We start from the raw sequence: 18,536 nt of genomic DNA, 5'->3' as shown, positions 1-18,536 counted from the left end.
CACCAACCGTGAGCGAGCACGTCGAGTGGAGTGACGCGGAGGCCCCCGCCCCGTCGGCGACCGCCGCGGTCACCCCCGCGGACGCCGCCGACGCGGCCCGGCTCGTCGCTTTCGGGCTCCAGCCCAAGCTGCAGCCCGCCCGGGACCAGGAGTACACCGAGCTGCTGCGGCGCTATCGCGAGGACCCGTCGTTCGCGCGGCTGGCCGACGCCGTGGCCGCGGGGTTGGGACTGATCGTGCTGGAGGTGTCCCCGCGCGCGGGGATGGCGGTGACCGCCGCCGAGGACTCGGTGTTCGCCGTGCGCATGGGCGACTACGCGCGTCGTACGTCGGCCGACGGCAGCGACCGGTTCCTGCATGGGCTGGCCCATCTCGCCGTCGCCGCCATGGCGTTTCCGCGGCCCGAGGACCTCGCCGACGACGGCTACATCGGGCGGGTCACGGTCAACGGCGTCGACGCCTTCGTACGGCAGGCCTGCCGTCGCCTGGAGGAACGGGCGGCCGAGCAGGGGGAGAACACCGACCCCGCCACGGACGCGCCCGGCCTGGAGGCCGCCTGGCGGATCTGGGTCAGACGCAGCGCCACCGGCGCCACCAAGGACGCCCGCCGGCTCGCGGGCTCCACGACCGGCATCGTCGGCAAGGCCGTGGCGTTCCTCACCGACTCCGGCTTCCTGCAGCGCACGGGCGACGACAACGGCGGCACCTACCGCACGACCGCCCGCTACCAACTCCAGGTGCGTGACATGGCCGGCAGCGCCGCCATGGCCGAACTGCTGGAGCTGGGCGTGGTCCCGGTCACCGACGGCACGCCGACCCTGCTGCCGCCCGAGGACACGGACGACCTGGATCTGGTGGCCGACGCCGGGCTGCCGTTCCACTCCGCCTGAAGCCCGAAACTCCGCACTTCGCCCGGAGCCCGAAACTCGGCACTCCGCCTGAAGCCCGAAACTCCGCACTCCGCCTGAAGCTCCCCGAAACCCCACCTGAAGCCCCGATCTTCCCCGATCTGACGAAGACTTACGAGAGTCCGCCATGTACGAGCTGTCCCGGGTCCGCCTCTACTCCATCGGGCCGGCCGGTGCGCGCTACGCCGACACCGTGCTGGACCTGCGCGGTGTGGGCGAGCCCGTGCCCGACCCCGCGCCCACCCAGGCGGAGTTCTTCGAGGAGGAGCCCGTCGGGCCGCCGCGCCGGCCCGCTCCCGCCGGGGTGCTCTTCCTGGAGAACGGCGGCGGGAAGTCGGTCCTGCTCAAGCTGATCTTCTCCGTGATGCTGCCGGGCCACCGCAACACCCTGGGCGGCGCCAGCTCCGGTGTGCTGCGCAAGTTCCTGCTCGCCGACGACTGCGGGCATGTCGCGCTGGAGTGGCAGCACACGCTCACCGGCGAGTGCGTCGTGGTCGGCAAGGTCAGCGAGTGGCGCGGGCGCCAGGTCTCCAACGACCCGCGGAAGTTCGCCGAGGCCTGGTACTCCTTCCGGCCGGGTCCCGGACTGTCCCTGGACAACCTGCCCGTCGCCGAGTCCACCGCCGTACGACCGCCCGCCGAGGGCCAGTCGGGCGCGCAGGGGCGCCGCCGCACCATGAAGGGCTTCCGGGACGCCATCACGGAGGCGGGCAAGGCGTATCCGCATCTGGAGGTGCACTGGGAGGAGATCCACGACCGGTGGATCGAGCACCTCGGCGACCTCGGCCTCGACCCCGAACTCTTCCGCTACCAGCGGGAGATGAACGCCGACGAAGGTGAGGCGGCCGGCCTCTTCGCGGTCAAGAAGGACTCCGACTTCACCGACCTGCTGCTGCGTGCCGTGACCGACACCCGGGACACCGACGGCCTCGCCGACCTGGTCAGCGGCTTCGGCAACAAGCTGGGCCGGCGCGCCGAGCTGATCGCCGAAAGGGACTTCACCGCCGGGTCCGTCGACCTGCTCGGGCGGATCGTCGAGGCCGCCGAGGCACGCTCACGCGCGCGTGACATCCATGCCGGGGCCGAGCGGCGGACCCGGACCCTGGCGCGGCGGCTCTCCGTGCGTGGAGCCCAGGAGCGCGTCCGGGCCGCCGACCTCGCCCAGCGGGTCACCGCCGCCGCGTACGCCGTCACCCACGCCGAGGCGGCGCGGGAGCGCAGCGCGCTGATCGCGGCCGAACTCGCCTACCGCCACGCCTCGTTGGCGCTCGCGGCGGCCGAGAAGTCGGCGGCCGCGCAGAAGCGCGAGCTCGCCGACGCGCGCACCCTGCACTCCGCCTGGCAGGCCGCCGAGGCCGTCCTGCGACACCGTGCCGCCGCCGACCGCGTCGCACGCGTGGCCGCCGCGATCCAGGAGGCCGAACGGGACGCGGCCCCCGCGCTGGCCGCCCGCGCCAAGGCCGCCGTCGATCTCGTACGGGCCCTGCACGCCGCCGCGGAGAGCGCCGAGACCCTCGCCAACGAGGAGGAGGAGCGCTCCGCCGCCCTCCAGGAGGTCAGCGAGTCCGCGTACCGCGACTCCACGACGGCCGCCACGGAGGCCCAGCGCGCCCGCAGTGAGATCGGCCATCTGCGGCAGCGGCTGTCCGAGGTCGAGCAGGAGACCGCCGAGGCCGTCCGTGCGGGCTGGCTCGACGACAGCGCGCCCGACGCCGACCCGGCCCGCGCGGCCCTCGCGGCGAGCGACGCCGAGAAGACCGCCGTCGCCGCCTGGGACACCGCCCGCGAGGCCTCCCGGCGCGCCTCGGAGCACGCGCGCGAGGCGGCCTCGGCCGAGTCCCGTGCCGAGCTGACTGCCGCCCGCGCGGCGGACGCCGCCGCGGCGGCGGAGCGGTCGTACGAGGCGGAGCGCCGGCTCGCCGAGAGCCTGGCGGCGGAGGAGCGGCTCGCGGAACTGCTCGGCCTCGCCGGCGAATCGGGCGCGAAGCGCGGGACCGTGCCCGCTCCCCGATCGGGGGGCGACGACGCCAAGGGCGCCGTCGCGAGTGCCTTCACCGAAGGCGCCCTCACCCCGGAGGAGCTGGACCGCTTCGCCGACGAGTTGCGCGAGCTGCTCGACGACGCCGTCTCCGGCGCCGAGCGGCAGCTCTTCGAACTGCGTACGGCCGCCGCCGACGACTCCCGGATCCTGGGCGCGCTCGGTGACGGCGGACTGCTGCCGCCCGGCCCGGACGTGCTGGCCACCGTGGAGTTCCTCGGCGAGCAGGGCATCCCCGCGCTGCCGGGCTGGCGCTACCTCGCCCAGGCCGTCGACCCCGCCGACCACGCGCGCGTGCTGGCCGCCCGGCCCGAGCTGGTCGACGGCGTGATCATCACCGACCCGGACACGCACGCCCGTGCCCGCGAGGCGCTGAGCGACGCCGCCCTGCTGCCCCGGTCGGCCGTCGCGGTCGGTACGGCCGCCGCGCTGCTCGCCCCGACGCCCGCGCCCGAGGCGCAGGACGGTGACGTCTTCCTCGTGCCGCCGAACCCCGCCATGCACGACGAGCACGCCGCCGACGAGGAACGGCAGGCGCTGCGCGCCCGGGCGACCGAGCGGGACGAGGAGATCCGCACGCTCGCCGCGCGGCTCGGCAAGGACCGGGAGCTGGCGGCACGACTCGCCTCATGGCGGACCGGCTGCCCGGCCGGACGGCTGGTGGAGCTGGCCCAGGCGGCCCGGGACGCGCGCGAGTTCGCCGAGGAGTCCGAGGCCGAGCTGGCCGAGGCGCGGACCGTGCGGGCCGAGGCCGACGAAGCCGCCGCCGAGGCCGCCCAGGTCCGCGACGAGCGCCAGGAGGCCGCGCAGAAGGCCCGGCGCGCCGCCGACGCCCTCGCCGGACTTGCCTTCCGGCTGCGGGAGCGGGCCGGCTGGCAGGTCAAGCTGCGCGAACTCGCCGACGAGGCCACCGAGTCCGAGGCCCGCGCCCAGGCCTGCCTGGAGCGCGCCCGCGCCGCCGACGAGGACCGCCGCGCCGCCCAGCGCGCCGCCGACGACGCCCGCCGCACCGCCCGTGCCCTGCGCGCCGAGCGCTCGGAGATCGCGGGTGCCCCGGACGACGTACCGGACACCGACGCGGACGCCCCGAAGGCGTCCCTGCCCGCCCTGCGCGAGGCGTACCGGGCCGCCTCCCAGGTGTACGAGAAGGTCGGCGTCGGCGCCGATCTGCGCGCCGAGCAGGCCCGCGCGGAGAGCGACGAGAGCGCGGCGCGCGCGGAGCTGGACCGGCTCAGCAACAAGGTCCGCACCCGGGCCGAACAGCTCCTTCAGTCGCCCGACGGCTCCGACGGGCCCTCCCGGCAGGCGGCTGCTGCGCGCGCGGAGGAGCTGGTCCAGCTCCTGGAGACCCGGATGTCCAGCGCGAGCGAGCAGCTCGGGCGCCTGCGCGGCGAGGCGGAGCGGCACGCGCCCGAGGACGGCGAGGCGCACACCGAGCTGGCCGAGGAACTCCAGCCGCGCGACGCCGAGCACGCGCAGGCCCTGCTGCGCACCGCGACCACCGAACTCGCCTCTCGCACCGAGGCGTTGGCACAGGCCCGCGAGGCACACGCCGAGCTCCTCGAAGCCCACCGCGCCGCCGAGGACGCGGCGAGCGGCTTCGACGAGATCGCCGCGATGCTGCGCGACCTGCTGCGCGAACACACCACGGACGAGGAGCACGAGGAGCCGGAGCCGTACCCCGGCAGCCTGGAGGAGGCCCGGCAGTCCGCCGCCGAGGCCCGCCGGTCGCTACGCGGCTGCGCCGCCGACCTGTCGGCCGCCGAGGCCGCCGTGCGTGAGGCGAGCGACGTACTCGTACGGCACGCCAACTCCACGCGCTACGAACAGGTCCGCACCCCCGCTCGCCAGCAGATCCGCGAGCTGCCCGCCTCCGCGCTGCCCGAGCACGCGCAGAAGTGGGCGGACGCCTTCGCGCCCCGACTCCGGGTGCTCACCGACGAGTTGGCGCAGCTGGAGCGCAACCGGGACTCGATCGTGGACCGGCTGCGAGGCCTCGTGGAGTCGGCGCTGGCGACCCTGCGGTCCGCCCAGCGGCTCTCCCGGCTGCCCGAAGGGCTCGGCGAGTGGTCCGGGCAGGAGTTCCTGCGCATCCGCTTCGAGGAACCCGACCAGGCCACGCTCACCGAACGGCTGGGCGAGGTCATCGACGAGGCGACGCGGGCAGCCGTGAAGAAGAACTCCGACCTGCGGCGCGACGGTATGTCGCTGTTGCTGCGGGGTGTCGCGGCGGCGCTCCGGCCGAAGGGTGTCGCGGTGGAGATCCTCAAGCCCGACGCCGTGCTGCGCGCCGAGCGCGTGCCGGTCGGACAGATGGGCGACGTGTTCTCGGGCGGCCAGCTTCTTACCGCGGCCATCGCCCTGTACTGCACGATGGCCGCGCTGCGTTCCAACGACCGGGGCCGCGACAGGCACCGGCATGCCGGGACGCTGTTCCTCGACAACCCGATCGGCCGCGCCAACGCCACCTACCTGCTGGAGCTCCAGCGAGCCGTGTCGGACGCCTTGGGCGTGCAACTCCTCTACACCACCGGCCTGTTCGACACGACCGCGCTGGCAGAGTTCCCGCTGGTCATCCGGCTGCGCAACGACGCCGACCTCAGGGCGGGGCTGAAGTACATCAGGGTGGAGGAGCATCTTCGGCCGGGACTGCCTCAGCAGGCCGCGGCCGGTGAAGCGGTGCACAGCGAGATCACTGCGACCCGGATGTTCAAACGACCGGCGCCCGCAGCGCCCTAGCGGGGGGCGGCGAGGCGAGCTGGGTCGAACAGACCGATGGGGTGCTCGGTGCTGCCGGTCAGAGCCAGGTCGGCGAGGATCTCGCCGACGACGGGCACGAACTTGAAGCCATGCCCGGAGAACCCGCAGGCCACGGTGACCGACTCCGGGTGCGCGGGGTGGCGGGCGATGACGAAGTGCTGGTCGGGCGTGATCGAGTACATGCAGGTCGCGGCCTTGAGGAAGGTACCGGGCAGGTCCGGGACGCAGCCGGACAAGTGGTCCGCCATGGCCCGGACCTCATGGTCGTACACGGTCCGGTCGATGGTCTCCGGGGTGGTGATCTCCCCCTTGCGGAAGAAGGCGACCTTGGCGCCGCCGTTGGGGCCGTCGATGGCGGGGAAGCCGTAGACCTGGACGCCGGCCGCGTCCTCCCAGATGTAGATGGGGTGGCGCTCGGGCAGGAAGGGCTCGATGTCTCGCTCGGGCTGGAACCAGTACATGACCTGCCGCTCGATGGTGAACGGCACCCCGAGATCGGTCAGCAACTGAGGCGCCCAGGCGCCCGGGCAGATCACCAACTGGCCTGCGGTGTAGGTGTTCTCGGCGGTGTGTACGCGGACGCCGTCCTGGTACGGCTCCCAGCGCGTCATCGGCTCGTCGAAGTGAAGGTCGGCGCCCTGCCGGGCGGCCAGCTGAAGATGGGCGGCGACGGTGTTCTCGGGCCGGAGGAGACCGGCTTTGCGCTCGTGGAACGCCACCTCGTCGTCCCTCGGTGCGAACGTCGGGAAGCGGCGGCGGATCTCCTTCGCGTCCAGCACCTCGTGCGGCAGGTCCCACTGCCGGGCCGCGCGCAGGGAGCCGGAGACGGCCGGCGTGTCGGGGCGGCCGACCATGACGCCGCCGCAGAGCGTGGCGATGTCCCGGCCGGTGGCCCGCTCCAGGCCGTCGTACAGCTCGTAGGCGCGCAGCAGCAGCGGGACGTACGCCGGGTCCTCGAAGTAGGACTGCCGGGTGATCCGTGAACCGCCGTGACTGGAGCCGCGGTTGTGCACCGGGCTGAACTTCTCCAGACCGAGGACGCGGGCGCCGCGTGCGGACAGGTGGTGGGCGGCGGCGCTGCCCATGCCGCCGAGACCGATCACGATCACGTCGTGGGTGGGGGACATGCGGGCGTCTCCTGTCGGCGGATGCGGGCCGGTCCGCGACGCGCTCTAGGAGCCGCTGGGCGGCCTGGTTGGCCAGGTGTGGTCAAGCGTGGTCAGGCATGGCCAGCATGCCGGATGACGCTCACTCAGCCCTCAGCGACGGACCCTCCCAGCCGGTTCAGGAGTGGGACAACTGCCCGGTCCCACGCTGTCGGCGTATTCGCTCCTGGGTGCGCTCGGCCTCCCGCGCCTGTCGTCGCGCCCGTCGCCGCTCGCGCCGCAGCGAGCGCGCCGTGCTGCTCGGCGTCGAGACGACGCCGTGGCGCTGGTTCCACACCTGGCGGGTCACCCAGACGTCGAGGGCGCCCCAAGTGGCCACCACCGTGCTGACCACACTGCTGATCACCATCGGGAACGCGAGCCACGACTCCGCCAGGGTGCACAGAAAGGCCACCATCGCCTGGATCAGCGTCACCGCGATGATCAGCACCGCTCGCACCGCCGCTGTCCGCACCGGATCCGGCATCCGGCGCCGCCGGGCGGGCTCCTCCACCCACAACGGCCGGTACGCCGAACCTTCCCGGGCCGCCCCGCCATCCATGGCTTCGGCCGCCCTCACGTCCCTGGCCGCCCTGTCACCGGAGCCGACCGGAACGTCACGCTCGACCGCCACCGCACTCGCGCCCGCGGCAACGGGGCTGCCACCCGCATCGCGCCCGCCCGCCGGAATGTCGCGATCCAGCGCTTCAGGGCCACGTCGCGCCGTCGCCTGTCCTGTCGCGCCGTCCTCGGGCGCCTCGCGCCGCTCCGCCGTGCCCATCACCGTGTCACTCCCCACTGCCAGCAGACCGCTCGCCCCGTGTCCGAAGACTCGGCTCCCCAGTGGTTGCCCGGCTTGCGCTGTTTTACGCCGCCCGGGGACGGGATGCGGCTCCTGTGGCCCATTCCGCCCCCATCTCCCGTAGAGAAGGACGATCGACGCGGCCTGAAGATTCCCAGGGAAGATAAATTTCCGGCCAACTGGCCCGGGAGACCGGCCGGATCCGTCCATGAGGGCGTCGTGGGATCGCGGGAGGCAATCTCCCCCAATGCCCGGACAACTCCCCACGTCTCGCCCCCGGAGCGGAAGTTCAGGTTCCGGATCCCTCTTCGAGTTACTTGTGCGTCGGTAGTAGGCTCGCGCCAATTGTTGACGCACAGGTGTGCCCCCTGACCGGTGGGGGTTTGAGCTGGGGGAGGCCATGCGCTTTCGCGGGAAGTCGATCCGCCGGAAGATGGTGGCGCTGCTTCTCGTGCCGCTGGTGTCCCTGACCGCGATCTGGGGCTTCGCCACGGTACTCACGGGGCGAGGTGTGGCCCAGCTGTTCACCGTGTCGGCCCTCGTCGAGAAGATCGGCTACTCCACCGAGGACGCCGTCCGCGTCCTGCAGCAGGAACGCCGCCAGGCCCTCGTCTACCTCGCCGATCCCCGGGCCTCGGACGCGCTCTCCGCGCTGCGGGCCACCCGGAGCGCCACCGACACCGCCGTCGCCGAGATCCGCAAGAACGCCAAGGACCCAGACGTCCGCGACGGGATGGACGAGAGCGACGCCGAGCGCCTCACCGCGGTACTGGACGCCTTCGACGGCATCAACCCACTTCGCCGCAGCGTCGAGGACGGAACGGTGACCCGCTCCAAGGCCCTCGACCTCTACAACCGGCTCGTCGACCCCTGCTACGCCCTGCTGGGCTCCCTCGACGGGATCGACAGCGTGGCGATGGACAAGCAGGCCCGCGCCCTCCTCAACGTCACCCGTGCCCGCGAACTCCTCTCCCGCGAGGACGCGCTGCTCAGTTCCGCCCTCGTGGTCGGGAAGCTCTCCCGGGACGAGATACGCGGCGTCTCCGACCTCGTCGCCCAGCGCACCCTCATGTACGACATCAGCCTGGCGGACCTGCCCACGAACGAGCGTGAACGCTACGAGCGCTTCTGGAAGAGCGCCTCCACCGCTCCGCTGGGCGTCGCCGAACAGGCCGTCATCTCCTCCCAGCCCGGCAGGCCCAGCAAGGTCGACGCCAAGAGCTGGGACACCGCCGCCGGCAGCGTCCTCGGCGAGCTCAGCAAACTCAACGACGAGGCGGGCGCCCGGTACCAGGACCGAGTCCGCCCCGTCGCGATGGGCGTCATCATCAAGGCGGCCGTCGCCGGCGTCCTCGGTCTGCTGGCCCTGCTGTTCTCGCTCTTCCTGTCCGTGCGCATCGGCCGCAGCCTCATCCGCGATCTGCGGCAGCTGCGGCTGGAGGCCCACGAGGCGTCCGGCGTACGGCTGCCGAGCGTGATGCGCCGCCTCTCCGCAGGCGAACAGGTCGACGTGGAGACCGAGGTCCCACGCCTGGAGTACGACAAGAACGAGATCGGCGAGGTCGGCCAGGCCCTCAACACCCTGCAGCGCGCCGCCGTCGAGGCCGCCGTCAAACAGGCCGAACTGCGCGCCGGTGTCTCCGAGGTCTTCGTCAACCTCGCCCGCCGCAGCCAGGTCCTGCTCCACAAGCAGCTCACGCTCCTCGACACCATGGAACGCCGCACCGAGGACACCGACGAACTCGCCGACCTGTTCCGCCTCGACCACCTGACGACCCGTATGCGCCGGCACGCGGAAGGCCTGGTGATCCTCTCCGGCGCCGCCCCCTCCCGGCAGTGGCGCAAGCCCGTCCAGCTCATGGACGTCGTGCGCGCCGCGGTCGCCGAGGTCGAGGACTACGAGCGCATCGAGGTCCGCCGTCTGCCCCGCGTCGCCGTGACCGGACCTGCCGTCGCCGACCTCACCCACCTCGTGGCCGAACTCCTGGAGAACGCCACCGTGTTCTCCCCGCCGCACACCGCCGTCCAGGTGCTGGGCGAGCGGGTCGCCAACGGCTTCACCCTGGAGATCCACGACCGCGGCCTGGGTATGGCGGCCGACGCGCTGCTGGACGCCAACCTCCGGCTCGCCGAGACGCCCGAGTTCGAGTTGTCCGACACCGACCGGCTCGGCCTGTTCGTCGTCAGCCGGCTCGCCCAGCGGCAGAACGTCCGGGTCTCGCTGCAGCCGTCGCCGTACGGCGGCACCACCGCCGTCGTCTTCATCCCCGACGCGCTGCTCACCGACGACATCCCGGACACCAACGGCATCGGATTCCGCCTCGACCGGCCCACGCCCTCGAAGGAGGCCGAGCTGGAGGAGGTGCGCCGGGCCGCCCTCTCCCAGGTGCCGGTCCGTGTGCCCGGCCTCCCCGCCTCGCTCCTGGACGGCCCGGTCGAGCTGGAGGCACCCGTCGACCTCGACGCCCTCAGCGACTTCCCGGACGCGCTCGACGACGAGGACGGCGAACGCGGCGGTCTCTTCCGTCCGCGTCGCACCCTCGCCCGGCTGGAGGACGAGGCGGCAGACCCGCTCGGTGAACCGCACTCCGCCGTCGGCCTCCATGGCGGACCGGACCCCGCCGAACGGGACGACGATGTGAGCGCCCCGGTCCCGCTGCCCCGCCGCAGGACACCCAAGCTGGTCAGTTCGCACGGACGCCCGGTCACCGAGCAGCGCTCCCGGCGACAGGACGCGGACCCGGAGCCGTCGACAGGCCCCGGCCGTCCGGAGCCGAACGGCCTGGCTCCGCTGCCGAGCCGCCGCCGCGGTACGGGACCCCGTGGCAACGCGGCCGGTGCACCCGACCGGATCGGTGACCGCGCCGGCGCTCCGCCCACTGCCGGACACGGCCGCGGCGGCGAGCCGCCGGAGCCACCGGCCCTGCCGAGGCGCACGCGACGCCCCGCGATCGCGTCGAGCGGGCCCGACGACACCACGCGGGGCACGGCCGACCCACAGCGGGAGACCGGCACCGGCACGGGGCCGCTGCCCCGGCGCGTACGACAGGCCAGCCTGGCTCCCCAGCTCAAGCAGGGCCCCGCACGGCGTGCCGAGGACACGACGGAGGTCGCCGAGCGGGACGCGGACGAGGTACGCAGCCGAATGGCCTCGCTCCAGCGCGGCTGGCAGCGCGGCCGCCAGGAGAACGCCGCGGGCGATGGCGCCCACAGCGGCTCAGCACCACAAGGAACGACTAAGGGGGACGGTCGATGACCGCACCGAAGGCGACCGGCCACATCGCGACCAACCAATCCGGCGAGCTCAACTGGCTTCTCGACGACCTGGTGGATCGCGTCGCCAGCATCCGCAAGGCCGTCGTGCTCTCCGGCGACGGCCTGCCGACGGGGGTGTCCAAGGATCTGACGCGCGAGGACAGCGAGCACCTGGCCGCCGTCGCGTCCGGGTTCCACAGCCTCGCCAAGGGCGTGGGCCGCCACTTCGAGGCGGGCAGCGTCCGGCAGACGGTCGTCGAACTCGATGACGCCTTCCTGTTCGTCACGGCCGCCGGTGACGGCAGCTGCCTCGCCGTGCTCTCGGACGCCGACTCGGACGTCGGCCAGGTCGCATACGAGATGACGCTCCTCGTCAAGCGGGTCGGCGTGCATCTGGGCACCGCTCCGCGCACCGATCTGCCCTCCGGCGGGTAGTGGGGTGGCATGAGCGCTGACGGTCAGGGAAGAAGCCACTGGTTCGACGACGAGGCCGGGCCGGTCGTCCGTCCGTACGCCATGACGCGCGGCCGCACCACCAGTGCGGCCCAGCACCGCCTCGACCTGATCGCGGTGGTCGTCGCCGAACCGCACGCGGATGATCCGGAAGGGGACTCGATGCTGTCCCCGGAGCACGTGGACATCGTCGAACTGTGCCGTGACGCCCCGCAGTCCGTCGCCGAACTCTCCGCCGAACTCGACCTGCCCATCGGAGTCGTACGGGTCCTCATCGGGGATCTCGTGGACGCGGAATTCGTCCATGTGAACCGGCCCGTACCGCCTGCCGAGCTGGTGGACGAGAGTATCCTGCGCGACGTGATCAACGGCCTGCGGGCGCTGTGAGCGGCGTGGAAGCGGGGTAGTGACGTGACCGGCTGGCAGTTCTGGGTCGACCGAGGCGGCACCTTCACGGACATCGTCGCGCGACGCCCGGACGGCCGCCTGCTGACGCACAAGCTGCTGTCGGAGAATCCGGCGCGATACTCCGACGCGGCCGTCGCCGGCGTACGCGAGCTCCTGGACGGCTCCCCGGACACCATCGAGGCCGTCCGCATGGGCACGACGGTCGCCACGAACGCCCTCCTCGAACGCAAGGGCGAGCGGACCCTGCTGGTCGTCACCCGTGGCTTCCGCGACGCCCTGCGCATCGCCTACCAGAACCGCCCCCACATCTTCGCCCGCCGCATCGAACTCCCCGAGCTGCTGTACGAACGCGTCGTCGAGGTCGACGAACGCATCGCCGCCGACGGCACCGTCCTGCACGCCCCCGACCTGGACGCCCTCACCGGTCCTCTTCAGGAGGCGTACGACGACGGGATCCGCGCCGTCGCCGTGGTCTGCATGCACAGCCACCTCCATCCCGCCCACGAACAGGCCGTCGGAAGGCTCGCCGCCCGCGTCGGCTTCCCGCAGATCTCGCTGTCCAGCGAGGTCAGCCCGCTGATGAAGCTCGTGCCGCGCGGGGACACCGCCGTCGTCGACGCCTACCTCTCGCCTGTGCTGCGCCGCTACGTCCGGCACGTCGCCGACGAACTCCGAGGCGTACGGCTGATGTTCATGCAGTCCAACGGCGGTCTCGCCGAAGCCGGGCAGTTCCGCGGCAAGGACGCCATCCTCTCCGGCCCCGCCGGCGGCATCGTCGGCATGGCACGCATGTCGCAACTCGCCGGCTACGACCGCGTCATCGGCTTCGACATGGGCGGCACCTCCACGGACGTCTCGCACTTCGCGGGCGACTACGAACGTGTGTTCACCACACAGATCGCCGGCGTCCGGCTGCGCGCCCCCATGCTCGACATCCACACCGTCGCGGCCGGCGGCGGCTCGGTCCTCCACTTCGACGGGTCCCGCTACCGCGTAGGGCCTGACTCGGCGGGCGCGGATCCAGGGCCCGCCTGCTACCGGGGCGGCGGCCCGCTCGCCGTGACCGACGCCAACGTCATGCTCGGCCGCATCCAGCCCGCCCACTTTCCCAAGGTCTTCGGCCCCGACGGCGACCAGGCCCTCGACGAAGCCCTCGTCCGTGAGCGCTTCAGCGCCCTCGCACGCGACATCAGCGAGCACACCGGCGACGACCGCACGCCCGAACAGGTCGCCGAGGGCTACCTGCGGATCGCGGTCGCCAACATCGCCAACGCCGTGAAGCGGATCTCCGTCCAGAAGGGCCACGACGTCACTCGCTACGCCCTCAGCACCTTCGGCGGTGCGGGCGGCCAGCACGCGTGCATGGTCGCCGATTCGCTCGGTATCCGCACCGTCCTCGTGCCGCCCATGGCCGGCGTCCTCTCCGCGCTCGGCATCGGCCTCGCCGACACCACGGCCATGCGCGAACAGTCCGTCGAGGCACCGTTGCAGGCCGCCTCGATGCCCGGCGTCCTGAAGACGGCCGACGGCCTCGAAGCAGCCGCTCGTAGAGAACTCCTCGACGAGGACATCCCCGAGAACCGCATCAAGGTCACCCGCCGCGCACAGCTCCGCTACGACGGCACGGACACCACCCTCACCGTCGAGCTGACCGAGCCCGACGCGATGCGGCGTGCCTTCGAAGAACGTCATCGCGCCACGTACTCCTTCACCCTCGACCGCCCGATCGTCGTCGAAGCCCTCTCCGTCGAAGCCACCGGCATCACCGAACCCCCCGATCTCTCCGCTCTCGCCCCCTATGAGGCCACCCCGGAGGGCAGCCCGGCCGCCCCGCAGACCGTCCGCCTCCACACGGGCGGCATCTGGCGCGACGTACCCCTCCACCGCCGTGAGCACCTGCCCCCCGGCGAAACCGTCACCGGCCCGGCGATCATCACCGAGGCCAGTGCGACGACCGTCGTCGACGACGGCTGGCAGGCCGCGGCGTCCGACGACGGGCATCTGGTCATGGAACGCATGGCGATTACGCAGAGTTCCGACGTCGACACAAAAGCCGACCCGGTTCTCCTTGAGGTGTTCAACAACCTCTTCATGTCCATCGCCGAGCAGATGGGCGCCCGCCTCGAATCCACCGCCCAGTCCGTCAACATCAAGGAACGCCTGGACTTCTCCTGCGCGCTCTTCGACCCGGACGGAAACCTGGTGGCCAACGCCCCGCACATCCCCGTCCACCTGGGCTCGATGGGCACGAGCGTCAAGGAGGTCATCCGGCGCCGCGGACCGCGGATGCGCCCCGGCGACACCTACGCCGTCAACGACCCGTACCACGGCGGCACCCACCTGCCCGACGTCACCGTGATTACCCCCGTCTTCGACACCGCGAGCACGGAGGGTGACCGGATCCTCTTCTACGTCGCCTCACGCGGCCACCACGCCGAGATCGGCGGCATCGCCCCCGGCTCCATGCCCGCGAACAGCCGCACCATCGAGGAGGAGGGAATCCTCTTCGACAACTGGCTCCTCGCCGAGAACGGCCGCTTCCGCGAGGAGGAGACCCTCCGCCTGCTCACCGAGGCGCCCTACCCGTCCCGCAACCCGAAGACCAACCTGGCCGATCTGCGCGCCCAGATCGCGGCCAACCAGAAGGGCGTCGACGAAGTCGCCCGGATGATCGAGGACTTCGGCCTCGACGTCGTCCAGGCCTATATGAGGCACGTCCAGGACAACGCCGAGGAAGCGGTCCGCCGCGTCATCGACGCCCTGGACGACGGCGAGTACGCCTACGAGACCGACTCCGGCGCCGTCATCCGGGTACGCGTGCGCGTGGACCGCGAGAACCGCTCCGCCACCGTCGACTTCACCGGCACATCACCGCAGCTGGCCACGAACTTCAACGCCCCCTTCTCGGTCGTCAACGCGGCTGTCCTGTACGTCTTCCGCACCCTTGTCGCCGACGACATCCCGCTCAACGACGGCTGTCTGCGCCCTCTGCGGATCATCGTGCCGCCCCGCTCCATGCTCGCGCCCGAACCCCCTGCGGCGGTCGTCGCGGGCAACGTGGAGACCTCCCAGGCCATCACCGGCGCCCTCTACGCCGCGCTGGGCGTCCAGGCCGAGGGCTCCGGCACGATGAACAACGTCACCTTCGGCAACGAACGCCACCAGTACTACGAGACCGTGGCCTCCGGATCCGGCGCCGGCGACGGATTCCCCGGCGCGCCCGTCGTCCAGACCCACATGACCAACTCACGGCTCACCGATCCCGAAGTCCTGGAGTGGCGACTGCCCGTACAGCTCGACGAGTTCGCCGTACGGCGTGGCAGCGGGGGCGCCGGGCAGTGGCGCGGCGGGGACGGTGCCGTGCGCCGCATCCGGTTCCACGAGCCCATGACCGTCTCCACGCTGTCCCAGCACCGAAGGGTCCCGCCGTACGGCATGGCGGGCGGCGAACCGGGCGCGCTGGGAGCCAACCGCGTCGAACGCGCGGACGGCACGGTCACCGCACTCGCCGGAAGCGACTCTGTGGACGTCGGCCCCGGCGACGTACTCGTCATCGAAACCCCCGGCGGCGGAGGCTACGGCCCACCGTCACCCGACCCTTACCAAGCAGGAGAAGAGATCGATGATCTTCGGGCGTTCTGAGCGCGGGAAGCCTCCGGTCGAGCCCGTCACGCTCAAGATCCTGGTGGCCGGCGGCTTCGGCGTGGGCAAGACCACCCTCGTCGGCGCGGTCAGCGAGATCAGGCCGCTGCGCACCGAGGAACTGCTCACCGAGGCCGGACGCCCGGTCGACGACACGAGCGGTGTCGAGGGCAAGCGCACCACCACCGTGGCCATGGACTTCGGCCGCATCACGCTGCGCGAGGACCTGGTGCTGTACCTCTTCGGCACGCCCGGTCAGGAGCGGTTCTGGTTCATGTGGGACGAGCTCTCGGAGGGCGCGCTCGGCGCGGTGGTCCTCGCCGACACCCGCCGCCTGGAGGACTGCTTCGCGGCCGTCGACTACTTCGAACGACGCTCCATACCCTTCCTCGTCGCAGTCAACTGCTTCGAGGGAGCCGCCCGTTACCCGGTTGAGGACGTCCGTCAGGCCCTCGACCTCGACGACGACGTACCGCTGCTGCTGTGCGACGCCCGCGACCGGGAGTCCGTCAAGGAAGTCCTCATCGGCGTCGTTCAGCACGCCATGGCCTACCAGGCGGACCGCCGCCAGACCGTGACCACCTGAGGGCCGGCGCGCGACACGGCCCGTACCCCCGCCGACCGGGGTACGGGCCGCGGCTCATGGGCACGCGTGCGTGCGCCTCACGAGAGACACGCGCGCGCGTGGTTCACGCACGACGCGCGCGTGGTTCACGCACGACGCACGCCCGTCGTTCACGCACGACGCACGCGCGCGTGGACCGCGCCCGAGTGCACGGTCAGTTCTGGCCGTCCTCCTGCCAGCCGAAGCTCTTCTCCACCGCCTTGCGCCAGTTGTGGTACTCGCGGTCCCGCACCTCGGCGGACATGGCGGGCGTCCACTCGGCCTCCTTCGCCCAGTGCGCCTTGAGCTCGTCCAGGTCGTTCCACACGCCGGTGGCCAGGCCTGCCGCGTAGGCGGCACCCAGGCAGGTGGTCTCGGAGACCTTGGGCCGGATCACCGGCACGTCGAGCACATCCGCCTGATGCTGCATGAGCAGGTTGTTCTTCGTCATGCCGCCGTCGACCTTCAGGGTCGTGATCTGCACTCCGGAGTCCTGGTACATGGCGTCCACGACCTCGCGCGTCTGCCAGCTCGTCGCCTCCAGCACCGCGCGGGCGAGGTGCGCCTTGGTGACGTACCGCGTCAGGCCCGTGATGACGCCGCGCGCGTCGGAGCGCCAGTACGGTGCGAACAGACCGGAGAAGGCGGGCACGATGTACGCGCCGCCGTTGTCCTCCACGCTCGCCGCCAAGGGCTCGATCTCGTCGGCGGTGCGGATGATGCCGAGCTGGTCGCGGAACCATTGGACCAGCGCGCCCGTTATGGCTATCGACCCCTCCAGGCAGTACACCGGCGCCTCGCTGCCGATCTTGTAGCCCATCGTCGTCAGCAGCCCGCTCTTCGACGGCACCGGCCGGTTGCCGGTGTTGAGCAGCAGGAAGCTGCCCGTGCCGTACGTGTTCTTCGCCGTGCCCACGTCGTAGCAGGCCTGCCCGAACACTGCCGCCTGCTGGTCGCCCAGCGCGGAGGCGACGGGCACACCGGCCAGTTGGCCCACTGCGGTGCCGTAGACCTCGGCCGAGGACCTGATCTCCGGCAGGACCGCCTCGGGCACGTTCATGGCGGACAGGATCGAGGAGTCCCACTGGAGGGTCTCCAGGTTCATCAGCATGGTGCGTCCGGCGTTCGTCACATCGGTGACATGGTGCCCGCCGTCCGTGCCGCCGGTGAGGTTCCAGATCAGCCAGGAGTCGATGGTGCCGAAGGCGATCTCGCCGTGCTCGGCACGCGCCCTGAGGCCGGGCACGTTGTCCAGCAGCCAGGCCGCCTTGGGGCCGGAGAAGTAGCTGGCCAGCGGCAGCCCGGTCTGCTCGCGGAAACGGTCCTGTCCGTCCGCGCCGCCGAGTTGGTTGCACAGCGCCGCGGTACGCGTGTCCTGCCACACGATCGCGTTGTGCACCGGCTTGCCCGTGGCCCGGTCCCACAGGACCGTCGTCTCGCGCTGGTTGGTGATGCCGAGGGCACTGAGCTGGTCGGCGCGCAGTCCGGCCTTGGCGATCGCCCCCGCCACCACCGCTTGCACCTTGGACCAGATCTCGGTGGCGTCGTGCTCCACCCAGCCGGGCTTGGGGAAGATCTGGCGGTGCTCGCGCTGGTCGACGGCCACGATGGCGCCGTCCTGGTTGAAGATGATGCAGCGGCTGGAGGTGGTGCCCTGGTCGATAGCGGCGACGAACTTGTCCGTCATGACGTCCCCTTCGTCGGTTCCTTCAGAAGGCTGCGTTGAAGATGAGCCCGGACAGCGCCCCGCCGATCAGCGGGCCCACCACCGGGACCCACGCGTAACCCCAGTCCGAGGTGCCCTTGTTGGGGATCGGGAGCAAGGCGTGGGTGATGCGCGGGCCCAGGTCGCGGGCCGGGTTGATGGCGTATCCCGTGGGACCGCCCAGCGACAGACCGATACCGACCACCAGGAACGAGACGATCAGAATCGCGGTGCCGGACTCGCCGAGCCCCTTGGTCAGGCCGAAGGCCAGGATCGGCAGCACCAGCGCGATGGTCGCGATGATCTCGGTGACGAGGTTCGCCACGGGATTGCGGATCGCGGGCGCCGTGGAGAAGATCCCGAGGGTCGGCTGAGCGATCTCCTCGTCGGCGTTGGCCTGGAACTGGGCGAAGTAGACCAGCCAGCACAGCACCGCACCGAGAATCGCGCCGACCATCTGGCCGGCGATGTAGAAGTGGACCTTGTCCCACTCACCGGTGTCGATGGCGATCCCGAGTGTCACCGCCGGATTCAGATGCCCGCCGGAGAGCGGGGCTGCCGTGTACGCGCCGGTCATCACGCCGAATCCCCAGCCGAACGCGATGACGACCCAGCCCGCGTCCTTCGCCTTGGAGTAGTTGAGTACGACGGCGGCGACCACTCCGGCCCCGAAGAGGATCAGGATCGCGGTACCGATGACCTCACCGAGGAAGATGTCTGCGTTGCTCATGGCGGCTCCTAGGCCCTGACCGGGACGATCGGCCCCGGTTTCTCCGTGCGGGGTGCGTTTCCCATGGCGACTTCAGCCGAAGGCAG

At 71.8% G+C, this 18,536-nt stretch carries 11 protein-coding genes; 7 read left to right on the top strand and 4 right to left on the bottom strand.

The genetic code is table 11. The features are described 5' to 3' along the window. The first annotated feature begins 8 nt into the window (after positions 1-8). Both AQI70_RS26015 and AQI70_RS26010 read left to right on the top strand, forming a co-directional pair. On the top strand, positions 9-890 hold the full coding sequence (locus tag AQI70_RS26015; RefSeq protein ID WP_062154215.1) for a hypothetical protein: 882 nt from the start codon (positions 9-11) through the stop codon (positions 888-890). A gap of 145 nt (positions 891-1,035) precedes the next feature. Beyond that, entirely contained in the window at positions 1,036-5,685 is a 4,650-nt protein-coding gene (locus AQI70_RS26010; RefSeq protein WP_062154213.1) for a coiled-coil domain-containing protein, read from the top strand. Here the strand turns inward: AQI70_RS26010 and solA are convergent. Together solA and AQI70_RS26000 are read right to left on the bottom strand one after the other, a co-directional pair. Then, positions 5,682-6,833 carry an N-methyl-L-tryptophan oxidase gene (gene solA / locus AQI70_RS26005; protein WP_062154211.1) on the bottom strand — a complete coding sequence of 384 codons (1,152 nt, stop codon included), beginning with the start codon at positions 6,831-6,833 and terminating at the stop codon, positions 5,682-5,684. The two genes, AQI70_RS26010 and solA, sit on opposite strands and share 4 nt — an antisense overlap. Positions 6,834-6,990: 157 nt before the next feature. Then, a complete protein-coding gene (locus AQI70_RS26000; protein WP_062154209.1) occupies positions 6,991-7,632 on the bottom strand; it encodes a hypothetical protein in 642 nt (213 codons plus the stop codon). Positions 7,633-8,053: 421 nt separating this feature from the next. Between AQI70_RS26000 and AQI70_RS25995 the strand changes: the two genes are divergently transcribed. From AQI70_RS25995 to AQI70_RS25975, 5 genes are read left to right on the top strand one after another with little or no spacing between them, the layout of a single operon-like run. Continuing rightward, complete coding sequence (locus AQI70_RS25995) at positions 8,054-10,909, top strand: nitrate- and nitrite sensing domain-containing protein (RefSeq protein WP_062154207.1); 2,856 nt, start codon at positions 8,054-8,056, stop codon at positions 10,907-10,909. Continuing rightward, positions 10,906-11,343: a roadblock/LC7 domain-containing protein gene (locus AQI70_RS25990; protein ID WP_062154205.1), complete on the top strand. Its 438-nt coding sequence runs from the start codon at positions 10,906-10,908 to the stop codon at positions 11,341-11,343. The genes AQI70_RS25995 and AQI70_RS25990 overlap by 4 nt, the downstream gene beginning before the upstream one ends. Positions 11,344-11,352: 9 nt before the next feature. After that, on the top strand, positions 11,353-11,748 hold the full coding sequence (locus tag AQI70_RS25985) for a DUF742 domain-containing protein (RefSeq protein ID WP_062154202.1): 396 nt from the start codon (positions 11,353-11,355) through the stop codon (positions 11,746-11,748). A 24-nt stretch (positions 11,749-11,772) separates the two neighbouring features. Further along, entirely contained in the window at positions 11,773-15,411 is a 3,639-nt protein-coding gene (locus tag AQI70_RS25980; protein ID WP_062154201.1) for a hydantoinase B/oxoprolinase family protein, read from the top strand. Continuing rightward, on the top strand, positions 15,392-15,997 hold the full coding sequence (locus AQI70_RS25975; protein ID WP_062154199.1) for a GTP-binding protein: 606 nt from the start codon (positions 15,392-15,394) through the stop codon (positions 15,995-15,997). Before AQI70_RS25980 ends, AQI70_RS25975 begins: the two co-directional genes overlap by 20 nt. Before the next feature lie 193 nt (positions 15,998-16,190). Here the strand turns inward: AQI70_RS25975 and glpK are convergent, their stop codons facing one another. Together glpK and AQI70_RS25965 are read right to left on the bottom strand one after the other, a co-directional pair. Then, positions 16,191-17,702, bottom strand: a complete 1,512-nt coding sequence (gene glpK / locus AQI70_RS25970) for a glycerol kinase GlpK (RefSeq protein WP_062154197.1) — start codon at positions 17,700-17,702, stop codon at positions 16,191-16,193. A gap of 22 nt (positions 17,703-17,724) precedes the next feature. Beyond that, positions 17,725-18,450, bottom strand: a complete 726-nt coding sequence (locus tag AQI70_RS25965; protein ID WP_062154195.1) for an MIP/aquaporin family protein — start codon at positions 18,448-18,450, stop codon at positions 17,725-17,727. Positions 18,451-18,536: the final 86 nt, after the last annotated feature.

Source organism: Streptomyces curacoi (genome assembly GCF_001513975.1).
Classification (GTDB): Bacteria; Actinomycetota; Actinomycetes; order Streptomycetales; family Streptomycetaceae; genus Streptomyces; species Streptomyces curacoi.
Note: the sequence above shows the minus strand (reverse complement) of the source record. Positions and strands in the feature narration are given on the sequence as shown.

Bases quoted from the DNA above. Each gene is read 5' to 3' on its own strand.
- AQI70_RS25965 (WP_062154195.1), bottom strand. From the start codon at position 18,450: ATGAGCAACGCAGACATCTTCCTCGGTGAGGTCATCGGTACCGCGATC.
- solA (WP_062154211.1), bottom strand. From the start codon at position 6,833: ATGTCCCCCACCCACGACGTGATCGTGATCGGTCTCGGCGGCATGGGC.
- AQI70_RS26000 (WP_062154209.1), bottom strand. From the start codon at position 7,632: ATGGGCACGGCGGAGCGGCGCGAGGCGCCCGAGGACGGCGCGACAGGA.
- AQI70_RS25990 (WP_062154205.1), top strand. From the start codon at position 10,906: ATGACCGCACCGAAGGCGACCGGCCACATCGCGACCAACCAATCCGGC.
- AQI70_RS25995 (WP_062154207.1), top strand. From the start codon at position 8,054: ATGCGCTTTCGCGGGAAGTCGATCCGCCGGAAGATGGTGGCGCTGCTT.
- AQI70_RS25985 (WP_062154202.1), top strand. From the start codon at position 11,353: ATGAGCGCTGACGGTCAGGGAAGAAGCCACTGGTTCGACGACGAGGCC.
- AQI70_RS26010 (WP_062154213.1), top strand. From the start codon at position 1,036: ATGTACGAGCTGTCCCGGGTCCGCCTCTACTCCATCGGGCCGGCCGGT.
- glpK (WP_062154197.1), bottom strand. From the start codon at position 17,702: ATGACGGACAAGTTCGTCGCCGCTATCGACCAGGGCACCACCTCCAGC.
- AQI70_RS25975 (WP_062154199.1), top strand. From the start codon at position 15,392: ATGATCTTCGGGCGTTCTGAGCGCGGGAAGCCTCCGGTCGAGCCCGTC.